Origin of the sequence: Streptomyces sp. NPDC051211 (assembly GCF_040689505.1) — a bacterium.
Lineage (GTDB): Bacteria > Actinomycetota > Actinomycetes > Streptomycetales > Streptomycetaceae > Streptomyces.
On the sequence record NZ_JBFBAV010000062.1, the window covers coordinates 1 to 16,349 of the forward strand.

The following is a 16,349-nucleotide window of genomic DNA, read 5'->3' on the forward strand; positions in this document are numbered from 1 at the left end:
CATCGCGAAGCGACGCGACCGAAGGGAGCGCCCTTGACGGCCCGGACGGACCCGGAACGACACTGGGACTGCCGGGCAGCCCCCGCCCGCCGCCGACTTCGGCCCAGGCGAAGCCCCGGCCATGCTCTGGCCCCGCCCAACGGGCTGGGCGGGCCTGGCAGGGCACGCCTCGGTCAGCCGCGGTCCAGCAGCCGAGCGGGGTCACGGCTTGGCGGGGTCCGCTGCGCGGGGCTGTTCCCCTACCCGCCCCTTCCCGAACTGGGGCTCCGCCCCAGACCCCGCTCCTCAAACGCCGGAGGGGCTGAGAACGGGGTCTCTGCCCGGCCCCGCCACCCGCCTCGCGGGGCTGGAAAGCGGGCTCCGCCCCCGGCCCCGCAACCCACCCCACCGAGACTGAAAAGCGGGGGCTCTGCCCGAGACCCGCAACCCACCCCGGCGGAGCCGAATAGCGGGGCTCCGCCCCGGCCCCGCAACCACCCGGCCGAGGCCGGAAAGCGGGGCTGCGCCCCAGTCGGGGCAGCCGGGCGGGTACCGCTCAGCGGGGCGAGGGGCCGCGCCAAGGGCCTGGGTGCCCCGCTCCGCGTCCGGATTCCGTCCGGCCGTAGCCCCCAGGGGTGGGTGCACGCCCCGGCCCGAGTGGAGGGGCAAACCGTGCGCCCCACCCCCCCTAGCGTCCAGACTCCGTCCAGCCGAAGCCCACAGGCGGCGGGTGGCACACCGCCGCCCGGCGCCGGCACCGAGAGGGGGACAAAGAAGCGAGCCCACACCGTGCGCCCCAAGCACGCCCGAGCATCCAAACCCCGCCCAACGAAGCCCCCAGGGGGCGGGCGGGAAGCCCCGGCCAGCCCTGGTCCCGAGAGGGGGGCAAAGAAGCGAGCCCACACCGGGCGCCCCAAACCCCGCCCCAACATCCAGGCTCCGTCCAGCCGAAGCCCCCAGGGGGCGGGCGGGAAGCCCCGGCCCACCCCGGCACCGAGAGGGGGGCAAACAAGCGAGCCCGCGCCGGGCGCCCGCACGAGCAGAGCAGCCCACAGCCCACAGCCCACCGGCAGCGAGCGCCACCTAGCAGACCCCGCAGACCCCGCAGGCCCCCTAGGGAGCGTCTTGCACTCCCCAGGCCCGCTCAGCGCCCTCTGAGCCGCCGGACGAGGATGCTTGCGTCGCCGCGGGATTCGAGGTCTGCCAGGACCACTGCGACCGCTTCGCGGACGATCCGGCCGCGGTCGACGGCGAGGCCGTGTTCGCCGCGGAGTACGAGGCGGGCGTGTTCCAGGTCCATGAGCTCTTCGGCGGAGACGTAGACCGTGATCTTCTCGTCGTGCCGTTCCCGCCCGCTGGGGCGCCGGTTCGCGCCCCGTCCCTTGCGGCGGGGTGCGCCCGCCGCCGGGCCGGAACCTTCCTGCGGGCGGCGGGGTGCTCCCACGACGGGGTCTGCCTGCGCCGCTCCGGCCGTAGCCGCCACGGTCGGCGGCGCGGACGCGGACGCGGACAGAGATGCAGGCACACTCCCACCCACAGCCCCACCCACAACTCCACCCGCAGCGGACGAGGACGCCGACGAGGAAGCCGCCGCCCCCTGGCCCGGAGTCGCCGCTTCCTCGCTCGGGTCGTCTCCGCCCGCCCCCCGCCTCGGCGAGGACGACTGCAGCGCCATCCCGCCGGTCGTACGGAACAGTTCGTCGGCTCCGGGCAGACTCACTCGGCGTGACACCGGGCGAGCACCTCCCTGGCCAGCTGGCGATAGGCGGCGGCGCCGACGGAGTTGGACGCGTACGTGGTGATGGGCTCGCCCGCGACCGTGGTCTCCGGGAAGCGCACGGTGCGGCCGATGACGGTGTGGTAGACGTGGTCGTCGAAGGCTTCGACGACGCGCGCCAGCACCTCACGGCTGTGCACGGTCCGGGAGTCGTACATGGTGGCGAGGATGCCGTCGAGTTCGAGCTCGGGGTTGAGCCGCTCCTGGACCTTCTCGATGGTCTCGGTCAGCAGCGCCACTCCGCGCAGTGCGAAGAACTCGCATTCCAGCGGCACGATGACCTTGTGAGCCGCCGTCAGGGCATTGACGGTCAGCAGTCCCAGCGAGGGCTGACAGTCGATCACGATGTAGTCGTAGTCGGACATCAGCGGCTTGAGCGCCCGCTGCAGTGTCGACTCGCGCGCGACCTCGCTCACCAACTGCACTTCCGCAGCGGACAGGTCGATGTTGCTGGGCAGCAGGTCCATGTTCGGGACCGCCGTCTTCAGCAGCACCTCGTCCGCCGACATGCCCCGCTCCATGAGCAGGTTGTAGACCGTCAGGTCGAGTTCCATCGGGTTCACGCCCAGCCCGACCGACAACGCACCCTGGGGGTCGAAGTCGACGAGGAGCACGCGCCGTCCGTACTCGGCCAGCGCCGCACCCAGGTTGATGGTCGACGTGGTCTTGCCGACGCCGCCCTTCTGGTTGCACATCGCGATGATCTTCGCCGGTCCGTGGTCGGTCAGCGGACCGGGGATCGGGAAGTACGGCAGCGGCCGTCCGGTCGGGCCGATCCGCTCGCGGCGCTGCCGGGCGGCGTCGGGTGCGAGCGTGGCCGCGTACTCGGGATCCGGCTCGTATTCGGCGTCGGGGTCGTAGAAGTGCCCTTCGGGCACTTCGTTGTTGTTGTAGTCGGCGAAACCGGTGGGCTCTCGGCCGCTCAGGTCGCCGGCCATGGAGTTCACGTCTAGGCCGTCCATGCTCTTCGGGGGTGTCGTCATGTGCTGGTGGTTTGCGAAGGTGCGGACTGCGACGGAGCCGACAGCTTCGAGCCCGGCAGGGCTCTGGGCCGGCGCGGGCGTCCCTGCGTGACCACCCCCGGGAGCAAATGTCGACTCATTCACAAGTCGTCTTACCTCCTTGGACGTGACCAGGACACTTATCGATAGGTCAGCGTGGCACCATGCCGACGGTTGTGGACTCTATGGCGTGTCAGCGCTCCGCAGCAACACAATCCGCCGGACCCGGCACGATGTGTCGGCAACCGAACACCGCTCTGTCAAGAGCGTACGAGCCGTCACTGCGAAGTTTCGCGGGTGCGCGAAACGGTTAAAGGGTTACGTTCGAGGCGAGTTGAGCGGCCCCGTCCGGCCGTCCCCAAGCACGTCCGGCCGGACCTTGCGGGCAAGGTCCGGCCGGATACGTGAGATTGACGTCAGTCGTTGACGCGAAGGTTCTGCCGAGGCGTCACCAACGAATCGCCTGGCGCCGCAAGGCTTCTGATCAGCCCAGCAGCGTGTGCAGCTCGACCGTCTCGAGGCCGTGGGCCTCGGCGACCGGGCCGTAAACGACCTGACCGTCATGGGTGTTGAGACCCAGCGCCAGCGCGGGGTCGCGGCGCAGCGCCTCGACCCAGCCGAGGTTCGCGAGCTGCACGATGTACGGCAGGGTCGCGTTGGTCAGCGCGTAGGTGGAGGTGTTCGGGACCGCACCCGGCATGTTGGCGACGCAGTAGAAGACCGAGTTGTGGACCTGGAAGGTCGGCTCGGCGTGGGTGGTCGCGCGGGAGTCCTCGAAGCAGCCGCCCTGGTCGATCGCAATGTCGACAAGGACACTTCCGGGCTTCATCCGGGAGACGAGCTCGTTGGTGACCAGCTTCGGGGCCTTCGCACCCGGGATCAGCACCGCACCGACGACGAGGTCGGCCTCGAGGACGGCCTTCTCCAGCTCGTAGGCGTTGGAGACGATCGTCTTGATCTTCGTGCCGAAGATCTTGTCGGCCTCGCGGAGCTTGTTGATGTCGCGGTCGAGCAGGGTCACGTGGAAGCCCATGCCGATGGCGATCTGCGCGGCGTTCCAGCCGGAGACGCCGCCGCCGATGACCACGCACTCGCCGGCGTGGGTGCCGGGGACGCCGCCCGGGAGCACGCCGCGGCCGCCGGCCGAGCGCATCAGGTGGTAGGCGCCGACCTGCGGGGCCAGGCGGCCCGCGACCTCGGACATCGGGGCGAGCAGCGGGAGCGCGCGGTTGGCGAGCTCGACCGTCTCGTACGCGATGGCGGTGGTGCCGGACTCCAGCAGGGCGTCCGTGCACTCGCGGGAGGCCGCCAGGTGCAGGTAGGTGAAGAGGGTCTGGTCCTTGCGGAGGCGGTGGTACTCCTCTGCGATGGGCTCCTTGACCTTCAGCAGCAGGTCGGCGGTGGCCCAGACCTCGTCGGCGGTGTCGAGGATCTCGGCACCGGCGGCGACGTACTCGGCGTCCGTGATCGAGGAGCCGACGCCGGCGTTCTGCTCGATGAAGACCTGGTGGCCGTTGCGGACGAGCTCGTGCACGCCGGCGGGGGTGATGGCCACCCGGAACTCGTTGTTCTTGACCTCGCGGGGGATGCCGACCTTCATCGTCGATCACGGTCCTTGGCTCAGGGGATATTACGGGGCAATTCCATACATACCCGTCCACAAGAGCGCGCAACGGGATGCACCACGAGATGACGTGGTGAAGCCAGTTTAATGAAGGATGATGGCGTGTCTAGCCTTGCAAACTATTAATCTTGGCCGGAACCGCTGCGGATTTCGTAGGCAGCGGGGTCATCTCCCAGCAGTCGATCAGCTGCGGCCCGGTGCAGCCGGGCCGCCGCCGGGTCCCCCAGCCGGTCCAGGGTGTCGGCCAGCCGCACCTGGAGGGCCGCCTGAAGCCGCAGCTCTCCGGCCCGGCGGGCCAGCTCCACCGCCTCCCGGCAGGTGTGCAGGCATTCCTCGGGCCGCCCGGCGTACTCCTGTACGCGGGCCATCTCGCTCAACGCCTTGGCCTGTCCCGGCACATCGGCCAGCTTTCGGTACCCGGCCGCGGCCGCCCGCCAGCTGCGCAGGGCGTCCCCGTAGCGGCCCGCCAGGGTGTGCACATTGCCGAGCCGGCCGTAGAGCCGCGCCTCGTCCGCCCGCTCCCCCCGGGCGAGCGACTGGGACAGGGCCCGGCCGAACCAGTCGGCGGCCCGGTGCCAGTCCCCCAGCTCCTGGTGTGCACCCCCTACGGATTCCATCGCCCGGCCGGTCGCGTACGGGTCGTTCGCGGCCCGACCCGCGTCCAGTGCGGCCCGGTACCGCTCCAGCGCCTCGGTGGTCCGCCCGGTCTCGGCGTCCAGATCGGCCAGGTTCAGCAGCGCCGCGGCCTTCTCCCGGTGCAGCCGGCGGCGCTCGGCCACGTCCAGGACCAGCCGGTGCAGCCCGTACAGCTCGGGCGCGGCCGCGTCGGTGCCGCGGTGCGCGGCCAGCGCCCGGACCAGGGCCGCGATCAGCCGGCGGGCGAGGGTGTCGAGCTCGCCGTCGGCGACGGCGAGCCGGGCTGAGGCGGTCAGGGCCGGCAGCCGGGAGTCCAGCCAGCGGGCGGCGGACCGGGTGTCGGGGAAGCGGAGGGCCCGGGGCACCCCCGACGACGCGGCGTGCTCCTCCCCGAGCAGGTCTCCGTCCTCGTCCGGCTCGGTCACGGCCACGCAGGAGTGCAGCAGCCGTACGGTCCGCTCCAGCATGCGGGCCCGGGCCAGCTGTACCTCGGCGGCCCGCTCCTTGGTCTCCAGCAGCGGTTGCAGCAGCGGCACGAGGCAGCCGGGCAGCAGGTACATGCCGTCGGCGGCCGGTCGCAGGAAGCCCAGTCCGGCGAAGTCCTCCAGGGTGGACTGGGCCGCGGCGACGGAGCAGCCGGCGAGCGCGGAGGCGGTGTGCGAGTCGACGATGCCGGCCGGGGCGAGCGGGAGCAGCCGCAGGGTGCGCTGGGCGGGCTGCGGCAGCGACCCGTACACCAAACGGAATGCGCGGGCGAGCGGGCCGCCGGCCGCGGCGGGCATGTCGTGGAGCTGCTTGGCGAGGTCGGAGACGGAGGCCTTGGGGTGGGCGGCGAGCCAGCCGCCGACCAGGGTGAGGGCGGCCGGCTGGCCGCCGCACTCTTCGGCGAGGGCCTCGGCTGCGCGGGGGTCGACGGTGACCCGGGTGTCCCCGATGCGGCGGCCCAGCAGGATGACGGCGGAGGGGGTGTCGAGCCCGCCGAGGGTGCAGGGGCGGACATCCGGAATGCCGGTCAGGGGGCCCTCCGAGGTGACCACGACCAGGCACTCGCGGACGTCGGGGAGCAGCGGGTCCACTTGGAGGGCGTCTTGGGCGTCGTCGAGGAGGACGATCGCCTTCCGCCCGGCGAGGGCCTCGTTCAGGGCGGCTCCGAGCTCGTCCGCGCCGGCGCCGGGCGGTGTGCGCCGTCCGAGGCCTTCGAGCAGGTCCCGTACGGTGCGCTCGGTGCCGACGGGGGTCCCGCCGGGGGTGGTGAGGCGGGAGCGGAGCACGCCGTCGGGGTACTCGTCGGCGACGTCGCGCACGAAGGCCTCGGCGAGCGCGGTCCGGCCGGAGCCGGGGCGGCCGGCGATCAGCAGCACGCGGGCGCGGGGGGACCTGTCCTTGCGGCCGGAGAGGGTGTCGAGCCCGGTCCGGGCGATGTCCTCGCGCAGCTCCTTGAGCTCACGCCGCCGCCCGACGAAATCCGTCACAGCCCGCTCCTTTCCGTGCCCGATCCTTGGGGGATCCCGAGCGTAGTTCACGCAGAGCGACGGTCCGTGTGGAGCGCGGCGGGCGGATCCCCCGATCGGATCAGCAGATCGTCACACCGGCTCCGGCGGATGAGGCACCAGAGGGCCGACACGGGCACGACACCGAGCCGGGCACGAGCACGGCACCGGGCCGGGCACCGGCACGACACCGATCCGGGCACCGGCACGACACCGGGCCGAACGGGCACGGCACCGGCAACAGCCCCCGCCGGCGGCACCCGAGCCGAACTCCCCTTACGAGGCGTACGGGCGGGCCGGCCAGGGGGAATCGGCCGGCCGCAGGAAGTCCGGCCCGGTCCCGGCCGGGGCGCCGGACAACGTGGCGGACAGCGCGAGGACGCCCGTCACCAGCCCCGCGTTGCCGATCTCCCCCGCCAGCACGCCCCGGACCAGTTCGGCCAGCGGAACCCGCGCCAGCTCCATGTCGGCCTCCTCCTCGGAGACCTCGAAGCGCTCCCCCTCCGCGTCGGCCAGGTCCCGCGCCAGGAAGATCCGTACCGCCTCGTCCGAGCCGCCCGGCGAGGGGAAGAAGTCGGCGAGGACCCGCCAGTCCCCGGCCTTGACGTGCGCCTCCTCGTACAGCTCGCGCTGTGCCGCGCGCAGCGGGTTCTCCCCCGGTACGTCGAGCAGCCCGGCCGGCAGCTCCCACAGCTTGTGCCGTACCGGGTGGCGGTACTGGCGGAGCACCAGGACCCGGTCCTCCGCGTCGAGGGCGAGCACGCACACCGAGCCGGGGTGCACCTGGTAGTCCCGGCGGGCGGTGGAGCCGTCCGGCATCCGGACCACGTCCGAGTCGACCGCGGTCTTCTTGCCCTGGAAGGGCCGCTCGGTGGAGACGACCTCCCAGTTCTCGGCGGTGTCCTTGATCTCCACGGTTGCCATGGCGAGCCCTCCCGAAAAACGCGACAGCCGGGATACGGATCTCCGTATCCCGGCTGCCTACGTTACCGAGCGTCAGCGCTGCTGCTGGCGCTCCACCGCGGCCTTGACCAGGCCCGCGAAGAGCGGGTGCGGCCGGGTCGGGCGGGAGCGGAGCTCCGGGTGGGCCTGGGTGGCCACCAGGTAGGGGTGGACCTCGCGCGGGTACTCGACGTACTCGACGAGCTTGTTGTCCGGGGAGGTGCCGGAGAAGACGATGCCGGCCTTCTTCTCCAGCTCGCCGCGGTAGGCGTTGTTGACCTCGTAGCGGTGGCGGTGGCGCTCGTCCACGTACGCCTGGTCGCCGTACGCCTCGCGCACGACGGAGCCCTCGGCGAGCTTCGCCGGGTACATGCCGAGACGCATGGTGCCGCCGAGGTCGCCGGCGCCCTCGACGAAGGCCAGCTGCTCCTCCATCGTGGAGATCACCGGGTGCGGGGTGGAGGCGTCGAACTCGGTGGAGTTCGCGTCCTCGATGCCCGCGAGGTTCCGCGCGGCCTCGATGACCACGCACTGCAGGCCCAGGCACAGGCCGAGCAGCGGGATCTTGTTCTCGCGGGCGAAGGTGATCGCGCCGACCTTGCCGTTCACGCCGCGGTCGCCGAAGCCGCCCGGGACGCAGACGGCGTCCACGTCGCCCAGCTGGGCCGCCGCGCCCGCCGGGGTCTTGCAGTCGTCGGAGGTGACCCACTTGATCTGGACGCGGGCCTTGTTGGCGAAACCGCCGGCGCGCAGCGCCTCGGTCACCGACAGGTAGGCGTCGGGCAGGTCGATGTACTTGCCGACGAGCGCGACCTTGACCTCGTGGTCGGGGTTGTGGACCCGGTCCAGCAGGTCCTCCCAGACCGTCCAGTCCACGTCGCGGAAGGGCAGGTCGAGCTTGCGGACGACGTAGGCGTCCAGGCCCTCGGTGTGCAGCACCTTCGGGATGTCGTAGATCGACTTGGCGTCGATCGCCGCCACCACGGCCGCCTCGTCCACGTCGCACATCAGCGAGATCTTGCGCTTGATGGAGGTCGGGACGTCACGGTCGGCGCGGAGCACGATCGCGTCGGGCTGGATACCGATGTTGCGGAGGGCCGCGACCGAGTGCTGGGTCGGCTTGGTCTTCAGCTCGCCGGAGGGGCCGATGTAGGGCAGCAGCGAGATGTGCACGACGAACACGTTGTCGCGGCCGACCTCGTGGCGGACCTGGCGGACCGTCTCGAGGAACGGCAGGGACTCGATGTCGCCGACCGTGCCGCCGACCTCGGTGATGACGACGTCGACGTCCTCGGTCGCCATGCGGCGGATGCGGTGCTTGATCTCGTTGGTGATGTGCGGGATGACCTGCACGGTGTCACCGAGGTACTCGCCGCGCCGCTCCTTGGCGATCACGGTGGAGTAGACCTGGCCGGTGGTGACGTTGGCCGAGCCGTCGAGGTCGACGTCGAGGAAGCGCTCGTAGTGGCCGATGTCCAGGTCGGTCTCGGCGCCGTCGTTGGTGACGAACACCTCGCCGTGCTGGAAGGGGTTCATCGTGCCGGGGTCGACGTTCAGGTACGGGTCGAGCTTCTGCATCGTGACCCGAAGACCACGCGCCTTCAGCAGCGCACCCAGGCTGGAGGCCGTCAGGCCCTTGCCGAGGGACGAAGCGACACCCCCGGTGACGAAGATGTGCTTGGTCGTCATGGATTTGGGCGGCATCGCCAAGAGGGGGCTCCCGTGGTCGCGAGGTGAGGTGCGTCCGGCGACTGCTCCCGTTTCCGGGGGTGCCGAAGCTGCGGTTTCGGGGCCCCTGATTCGCACAGGCAGACCACCGGTCCACGGGGTACCAGCCTATCAGCGACCTGGACTGTCTGCCTCCGAGGCACGCGCCGGGCCGAGGCCCGCGCGCGCCCGCCGGCGGGTTCCGGGCCCCGCCCGGCCCGGGGTTACGGGGTCGTCACCCGTTCGGACCTGCCACATTCTTCCCAGGCTTAAGGGGATCACTAGTGTGCCGTCATATCCTGCTCGGATAACGCTCAACATCGCCGCCGAGCAGGCCGGCACACGGCACGACCCCAGCCCGCCGGCGGAACCCAGTAATGCAAGCGCCCTTCGGGGCGGACGTGGCTGTTCGACTGGAGATGCAACGTGTCCGGGCGCATCGAGGATTACGCACTGATCGGGGACATGCAGACCGCCGCACTGGTCTGCCGGGACGGTTCGGCGGACTGGCTGTGTCTGCCACGTTTCGACTCCCATGCCGTCTTCGCGGGAATCCTCGGAACCGAGGATCACGGCTTCTGGCGCATCGGGCCTGCCGTACCTCCGGGTACCGAGGCTCCGTACGCCGACCGCCGCCGCTATCGCGGCGACTCGCTGGTGCTGGAGTCGGAATGGGACATGCCGCGCGGCACGGTCCGGGTCATCGACTTCATGCCGCCCCGTGAGGACCACGCCCCGCAGCTGATCCGCATCGTGGAGGGGGTCAGCGGCCGGGTGCCGATGAGGTCCGCCCTGCGCATGCGGTTCAGCTACGGCCGGGTGGTGCCCTGGGTGCACAAGGTGGAGGGCCGTACGGTGGCCGTGGCCGGGCCCGACTCGGTCTGGCTGGACACCGACGCGCCGACGTACGGCAAGGACCTGACTACGTACGCCGATTTCACGGTGGGGCCGGGCGACCGGATCGCTTTCTCCATCAGCTGGCAGCCCTCCCACAAGGAGCCGCCGGAGACCCCGGACGCCGAGGCGGCCCTGACCGCCACCACCGAGTTCTGGCGGGACTGGGTCGAGCACTGCACGTACCACGGGCCGTACCGGGAGGCGGTGGTCCGCTCCCTGATCACGCTGAAGGCCCTGACGTACGGGCCGACGGGCGGCATCGTCGCCGCGCCGACCACCTCGCTGCCGGAGGAGATCGGCGGCGTACGGAACTGGGACTACCGCTACACCTGGCTGCGGGACGCGGCGATCACCCTCTCCTCGCTGCTACGCACCGGCTACCGGGAGGAAGCCCGCGCCTGGCGCGAGTGGCTGCTCCGCGCCGTGGCCGGCGACCCGGAGAACCTCCAGATCATGTACGGGATCGCGGGCGAGCGGGAACTCGGCGAGACGGAGCTGGACTGGCTGCCGGGGTACGAGAACTCGCAGCCGGTCCGGGTCGGCAACGGCGCGGCCCACCAGCTCCAGCTGGACGTCTACGGCGAGGTCACCGAGGCCCTGCACCTGGGCCACATGACCGGGCTGGCCCGCAGCGACTACGCCTCGCTGCTCCAGCTGAAGCTGATCCGCTACCTGGAGACCCACTGGGACCAGCCGGACGAGGGCATCTGGGAGGTGCGCGGCCCGCGCCGGCACTTCGTGCACTCGAAGGTGATGGCCTGGGTGGCGGTGGACCGGACGATCAAGCTGATCGAGAGCGGGGACGCGGACGGGCCGCTGGAGCGCTGGCGGGAGCTGCGCGACGAGATCCACCGGGACGTGTGCGAGAAGGGCTACGACAAGGAGCGGAACACCTTCACCCAGTCCTACGGCTCGAAGGAGCTGGACGCCTCGCTGCTGCTGATTCCGCAGATGGGCTTCCTGCCGCCGGACGACAAGCGGGTCATCGGCACCATCGAGGCGATCCAGCGTGAGCTGTCCACCCCGGACGGGTTCATCCTGCGCTATCCGACGGCGGGCGACGAGGCCGGCGTGGACGGCCTGGAGGGCGACGAGGGGGCGTTTCTCGCGTGCTCGTTCTGGATGGCCGACGACCTGGCGATGATCGGCCGGGTCGACGAGGCCCGCCGGCTCTTCGAGAAGCTGCTGTCGCTCCGCAACGACCTGGGGCTGCTGGCGGAGGAGTGGGATCCGCGGCTCCAGCGCCAGGTGGGCAATTTCCCGCAGGCGTTCAGCCACGTTCCGCTGATCGACACGGCCCTGCGGCTGACGGCGAGCGGGGCGTACGGGGGCTGACGGCGGGCCGGACGCCTGTTGTCCGGCGGGCCGGGGCCCGCCGGAGGGCGGGCTCCGGCCGGCCCGCCTAGCCTTGAAGGGTCCTGCACCCCGTCCGGGAAGGGGGCGCTCATGGCTGCCTCCGGCAAGGCGGGCACGGCCCTGACCGCGCTCCGCGAGGATCTGTCGGGTGACGTGTTCACCCCGGGGGACCCCGGCTACGACGAGGCCCGCAAGGTCTTCAACGCCATGATCGACCGGCGGCCGGCCGTGATCGCCCAGTGCGCGAGCGAAGCGGACGTGGTGACGGCCGTGCGGTTCGGGCGCGAGCTGGACCTGCCGATCGCGGTGCGCGGCGGCGGGCACAGTGTGGCGGGTTCGGCGCTGGCCGACGGGGCGCTGGTGGTGGACCTGCGGCGGATGCACGAGGTGACGGTGCATCCGGCGGCGAAGGCGGCCCGGATCGGGGGCGGGGCCACGATGAGCCACCTGGACCGGGCCTGCCAGCCGTACGCACTGGCGACCACCGGAGGCCGGGCCTCCACCACCGGGGTGGGCGGTTTCGTACTGGGTGGCGGAACGGGCTGGCTGGACCGGAAGTTCGGGCTGGCCGTGGACAACCTGCTGGGCGTGGACCTGGTCACCGCCGACGGCGAGTGCGTCACCGCGACCGCCGAGGACCACCCGGAGCTGTTCTGGGCGCTGCACGGCGGCGGCGGGAACTTCGGCATCGCCACCTCGATCACCCTGCGCCTGCACGACCTGCCGGACATGTCGATCGCGTTCGTGCTGTACCTGCCGGAGCACAGCCCGGAGGTCGTGCGCACCTACCGCGAGGTGATCGAGGGCGGGCCCGCGGAGGCGGGCGGCGGCGTGATCTTCCTGACCGGGCCGCCGGACGACGAGCTCGTACCGCCGCACCTGGTGGGGAAGCTGCTGTGCGGAATGCTGCTGACGTACGCGGGCCCGGAGGAGCGGATGCGGGAGGTGGCGGAGCCGTTGCTCGGCATCCCGCACGAGGCGGAGCTGGTCACCGCCATTGCGTACGCCGACCTCCAGTGCATGATCGACGACCCGCCGGGGATGCGGAACTACTGGTCGGCGGAGTACGTCAGCGGGCTGCCGGAGGCGTTGGTGGACGTGTTCTGCGCGCGGGCCGGCTCGATGCCGGTGCCGAGCGGCACCCAGCACATCCTGTTCCCGCAGGGTGCCGCGATCGCCTCGGGCCCGGCCGAGTACCCGGTTCCGTACCGGGACGCGGCGTGGGCGGTGCACCCGTTCGGGATCTGGGAGGACCCGGCCGACGACGAGCGGTGCCGGCAGTGGGTGCGGGACGTCCGGGCCGACGTCCGGCCCTGGTCCACCGGTGCGGTCTACCTGAACTTCACCGGGGACGAGGGCTCGGAGCGGGTGGTGGCCGGGCTGGGTGCCGAGAACATGCGGCGGCTGGGTGAGGTGAAGCGGAGGTACGACCCGGACAACGTGTTCCGCTTCAACCACAACATCAAGCCCCGCTAGGTGTGCCCCGGCCGCTCAGCTCAGGGCGGCGATCACCTCCCGGGCCGCCCGCTCCCCCTCGGTGGCGCCGCCCTCCATGAAGCCCTGGAAGTCGTAGCTGCAGTGCTCGCCGCCGATGTGGATGCGGCCCTGGGCGGTTCCCTCGTACTTCGCGTACCGGTGCAGGTAGCCGGTGGGCCAGTAGGAGTACGCGCCCAGGGAGTACGGGTTGCGGTGCCAGGCGGACAGCTGGGCCCGGCCGGTCCAGGCGGCCTTGGTCCCGGGGTAGAAGGCGTCGATGCCGGTGAGCATGCGGCCGGCGAGGCTGCGTACGTACGGGTCGGACTCGGTGGCGAAGGGGGTGGCCGGGGTGAGGGCCTGGGCGAGGCTGCCGCCGCCGTACTGGAGCAGGATGCCGCCGTTGCCGGGCTGCAGCTTGGTGGTGTCCCAGGTCTGCTGGACGTCGGTGTCGGTGAAGCAGTCGCCGGCCGAGACTCCCGGCCAGGGGCCGGTGCCGCGCCAGGGCCGGGTGGTGAACTGCATGTTGAGCTTGGTGCAGTGGCCCATCCGGGCGTCCCGCAGCAGGTTCCGCATCAGCGGGTCGAAGCCGGCCTGTGAGGTGTCGATCCGCTGCAGGACCGGCAGGGGCAGGCAGAGGACGGTGTGGTCGGCGGTGACGGTGCGGGTGGCTCCGGCATCGTCGAAGGTGAGGGTCTGGGTGCCGTCGGCGTTGGCGCGTACGGCGAGCAGTTCGCGGCCCATGACGAGCGAACCGGAGGGCAGGGCCTGGGCGATGGCGTTGGGGAGCCGGTCGTTGCCGCCGGTGATGTGGTAGCGCTCGTTGGACAGGCCCCACACGTTGAAGTGGCCGGGGTTGGGCTGGTAGCCCATGAGCAGGACCAGGGCGAGGGCGGACTGCCGGTCGGTGTCGGCCCCGTACTCGACGTTGTAGGCGACGTCGATGAACTGCCCCAGCCGGGAGGCGTGTCCGCCGGGGACCCGGGTCTCGATCCATTCGTGGATGGACATGTCGTCCAGGGCGGTGCCGGCCGGGGTGGTGGTGTTCCAGGTGACCTCGCCGGCTTCCTGGAGGTCGCGGCGCAGGGCCTGGTAGACGGCCTTGAAGTCCTCGTCGGCCTGGTGGCGCGGGTAGTAGCCGCCGTCGAACCACAGCACTTCCTCGGCGCCGTTGGGGCCGCCGCCGAGGAAGTCCTCGACGGGCAGGTCGAAGCGGCGGCACAGTTCCAGGATCTTCTTGTGGCTGGTGTCGATCAGCTCGCCGCCGATCTCGGAGGTCTGCCCGTACGCCCAGTGGCCGCGCTGGGTCCACATGCGGCCGCCGACCCTGCTCGGGTCGGCCTCGTAGAGGGTGCAGGGCAGGCCTGCGTCCTGGAGGGTGAGGGCGGCGGTGAGGCCGGAGATGCCGGCGCCGACGACGGCGATGCGGGCACCGCCGACGGGCTTCTTGTCGGGGAGGGTGTCGGCGGCGGCCGCGGGCACGGCGGCGGTGGCGGGCGCGGCGCCCAGGGCGGTGAGGCCGAGGCCGAGGCCGGCGGCGCGGGCCAGGAGTGCGCGGCGGCCGAGGCCGCGGACCTCGGCGACGGGGAGCTCCAGCCGGCGGGCGGCCGCGTGGTCGGCTGCGAGCTGCTTCAGGGCGTGCATGAGGGGCGTGCGGGCCATGGCGGTGGCTCCTCAGACGGTGGCGGACGGGGCCGGCGGGGCGGACGGGGCCGAGGGGGCGGGGTCGTCGGTGCGTTCGGCGGCGTCCTCCAGGACGATCCGGCCGATGATCTCGTAGCGGGCGGGTGCCTTGGCCTTGAGCCACAGGCCGAGCCCGAGGCCGCCGAGGAAGACCGCGCCGACGATCCAGGGGATGAGCTTGAAGAAGACGGATCCGGCGGCGCTGCCGGCCGCGGTCTCCATGTTGATGACCAGCAGGACGACCACGGCGGTCATTCCGATCCCGCCGAGCAGGGGGGCGGTCAGGGTCTTGAACCAGTGCCGGTCCTCGGGGTGGTTCTTGCGGAAGTAGCCGATGACGGCGAAGGAGCACAGGGTCTGGACGATCAGGATCGCCATGGTGCCGAGGATCGCGAGCAGGGTGTACAGGTGCAGGTACGGGTCCTGGCCGGTCAGCCAGAAGCCGGCGACCAGGGCGGTGGCGACGCCGGTCTGGACGACCGACGCCAGGTGCGGGGAGCCGTGCCGGGGGTGGGTGCGGCCGAGGCCGGGGTGCAGGAAGCCCTCGCGGCCGATGGCGTACAGGTAGCGGGCGGCGCACTGGTGGAAGGCCATGCCGCAGGCGAAGGAGCCGGTGAGCAGCAGCCACTGGAAGGCGTCCACGGCCCAGGCGCCGATGAAGGACTGGGTGGGGGCGAAGAACAGGTCCAGGGGGCTGGTGGAGGAGGAGAGTTCGACGGAGCGGGAGAGGCCGTTGCCGGCGATGGTCATCCAGGAGACGTAGATGTAGAAGAGTCCGACGCCGACGACGGAGATCAGCGTCGCCTTGGGGATCACCCGCTTGGGGTCGCGGGACTCCTCGCCGTACATGGCGGTGGACTCGAAGCCGACCCAGGACCAGAAGGCGAAGAAGAGGCCGAGGCCGGCGGAGGTTCCGGTGAAGGCGTTCGCGGGGTTGACGGGTTCGAGGGGGATGCCGTCGGGTCCGCCTCCCGCGATGAGCACGGCGGTGGCGACGGCGAACAGGACCGCGATCTCGGCGATGAGCATCACGCCCAGGGCCTTCGCGGTGAGGTTGATGTCGAAGTGGGCGAGGGCGGCGGTGACGGCGAGCATGCCGGCCGCGTAGACGATCCACGGCAGGTCGATGCCGAGCTGGTCCTCGACGGTGGTCTGGGCGAAGTAGGAGAAGACGCCGACGATCGACGCCTCGAAGACGATGTAGGCGAGCACGGCGAGCATGCCGGAGGCCATGCCGGCGATCCGGCCGAGGCCGTGCGAGATGTACCCGTAGAAGGCGCCGGCCGCGGTGATCCGCTTGGCCATGGCGACGTAGCCGACCGCGAAGACGGTCAGGACCAGGGTGGCGAAGAGGTAGCCGGCGGGGGCGCCGGTGCCGTTGCCGAAGCCGACCGCGATGGGGAGGTTGCCGGTCATCGCGGTGATCGGGGCGGCGGTGGCCACGGCCATGAACACGACGCCGACCAGTCCGACCGAGTTGGCCTTGAGCCGTTGAACGTCGCGCGTGCCGGGGGAGCCACTGCTCATGTTCGTCCTCGTTCCTGTCGTACGTCTCGGATCGGGTGCGGCTGCCGCGGCGGCGGCCGGTCGCTGCCGGGGCCGCTGCCGGGAGGGCGCCCACTCTCCCGGTGCGTGATGCAGACCACAATCGGCATGCGGTCCGATAATCCTCTTGCGGAGCCGACGAGTTGTCGGGCCGTACGAGGGCAGAGCGGACCTCGAAACGCCCGGGTGATGTTCTTGGAACACGCCTGCGGGTACCGTCCGGCCACATGGACCGCGAT

The 16,349-nt window shown here is 71.6% G+C and carries 10 protein-coding genes; 2 read left to right on the forward strand and 8 right to left on the reverse strand.

What is annotated here, in order from left to right; genetic code table 11:
* Window positions 1-1,123 precede the first annotated feature (1,123 nt).
* The 6 genes from AB0447_RS33740 to AB0447_RS33765 form a co-directional block, all read right to left on the reverse strand.
* Complete coding sequence (locus tag AB0447_RS33740) at window positions 1,124-1,699, reverse strand: hypothetical protein (RefSeq protein ID WP_366480752.1); 576 nt, start codon at window positions 1,697-1,699, stop codon at window positions 1,124-1,126.
* On the reverse strand, window positions 1,696-2,862 hold the full coding sequence (locus AB0447_RS33745) for a ParA family protein (RefSeq protein WP_366480733.1): 1,167 nt from the start codon (window positions 2,860-2,862) through the stop codon (window positions 1,696-1,698). Before AB0447_RS33745 ends, AB0447_RS33740 begins: the two co-directional genes overlap by 4 nt.
* Window positions 2,863-3,241: 379 nt before the next feature.
* Window positions 3,242-4,357, reverse strand: coding sequence for an alanine dehydrogenase (gene ald / locus AB0447_RS33750; RefSeq protein ID WP_366480734.1), 1,116 nt, complete (start codon window positions 4,355-4,357; stop codon window positions 3,242-3,244).
* 146 nt (window positions 4,358-4,503) lie between these two features.
* On the reverse strand, window positions 4,504-6,489 hold the full coding sequence (locus tag AB0447_RS33755) for a tetratricopeptide repeat protein (protein WP_366480735.1): 1,986 nt from the start codon (window positions 6,487-6,489) through the stop codon (window positions 4,504-4,506).
* Window positions 6,490-6,783: 294 nt separating this feature from the next.
* Entirely contained in the window at window positions 6,784-7,422 is a 639-nt protein-coding gene (locus tag AB0447_RS33760; RefSeq protein ID WP_366480753.1) for an NUDIX hydrolase, read from the reverse strand.
* 81 nt (window positions 7,423-7,503) lie between these two features.
* Window positions 7,504-9,153 carry a CTP synthase gene (locus tag AB0447_RS33765; protein ID WP_366480736.1) on the reverse strand — a complete coding sequence of 550 codons (1,650 nt, stop codon included), beginning with the start codon at window positions 9,151-9,153 and terminating at the stop codon, window positions 7,504-7,506.
* A 429-nt stretch (window positions 9,154-9,582) separates the two neighbouring features.
* Between AB0447_RS33765 and AB0447_RS33770 the strand changes: the two genes are divergently transcribed.
* Complete coding sequence (locus tag AB0447_RS33770; protein ID WP_366480737.1) at window positions 9,583-11,388, forward strand: glycoside hydrolase family 15 protein; 1,806 nt, start codon at window positions 9,583-9,585, stop codon at window positions 11,386-11,388.
* Between the two features lie 111 nt (window positions 11,389-11,499).
* Window positions 11,500-12,885: an FAD-binding oxidoreductase gene (locus AB0447_RS33775; RefSeq protein WP_366480738.1), complete on the forward strand. Its 1,386-nt coding sequence runs from the start codon at window positions 11,500-11,502 to the stop codon at window positions 12,883-12,885.
* 15 nt (window positions 12,886-12,900) lie between these two features.
* Here AB0447_RS33775 and AB0447_RS33780 read toward each other — a convergent pair whose 3' ends face one another.
* On the reverse strand, window positions 12,901-14,544 hold the full coding sequence (locus tag AB0447_RS33780) for an NAD(P)/FAD-dependent oxidoreductase (RefSeq protein WP_366480739.1): 1,644 nt from the start codon (window positions 14,542-14,544) through the stop codon (window positions 12,901-12,903).
* A 12-nt stretch (window positions 14,545-14,556) separates the two neighbouring features.
* Window positions 14,557-16,092 (reverse strand): APC family permease, encoded by a 1,536-nt coding sequence (locus AB0447_RS33785; RefSeq protein WP_366480740.1) that lies wholly within the window; start codon window positions 16,090-16,092, stop codon window positions 14,557-14,559.
* Window positions 16,093-16,349: the final 257 nt, after the last annotated feature.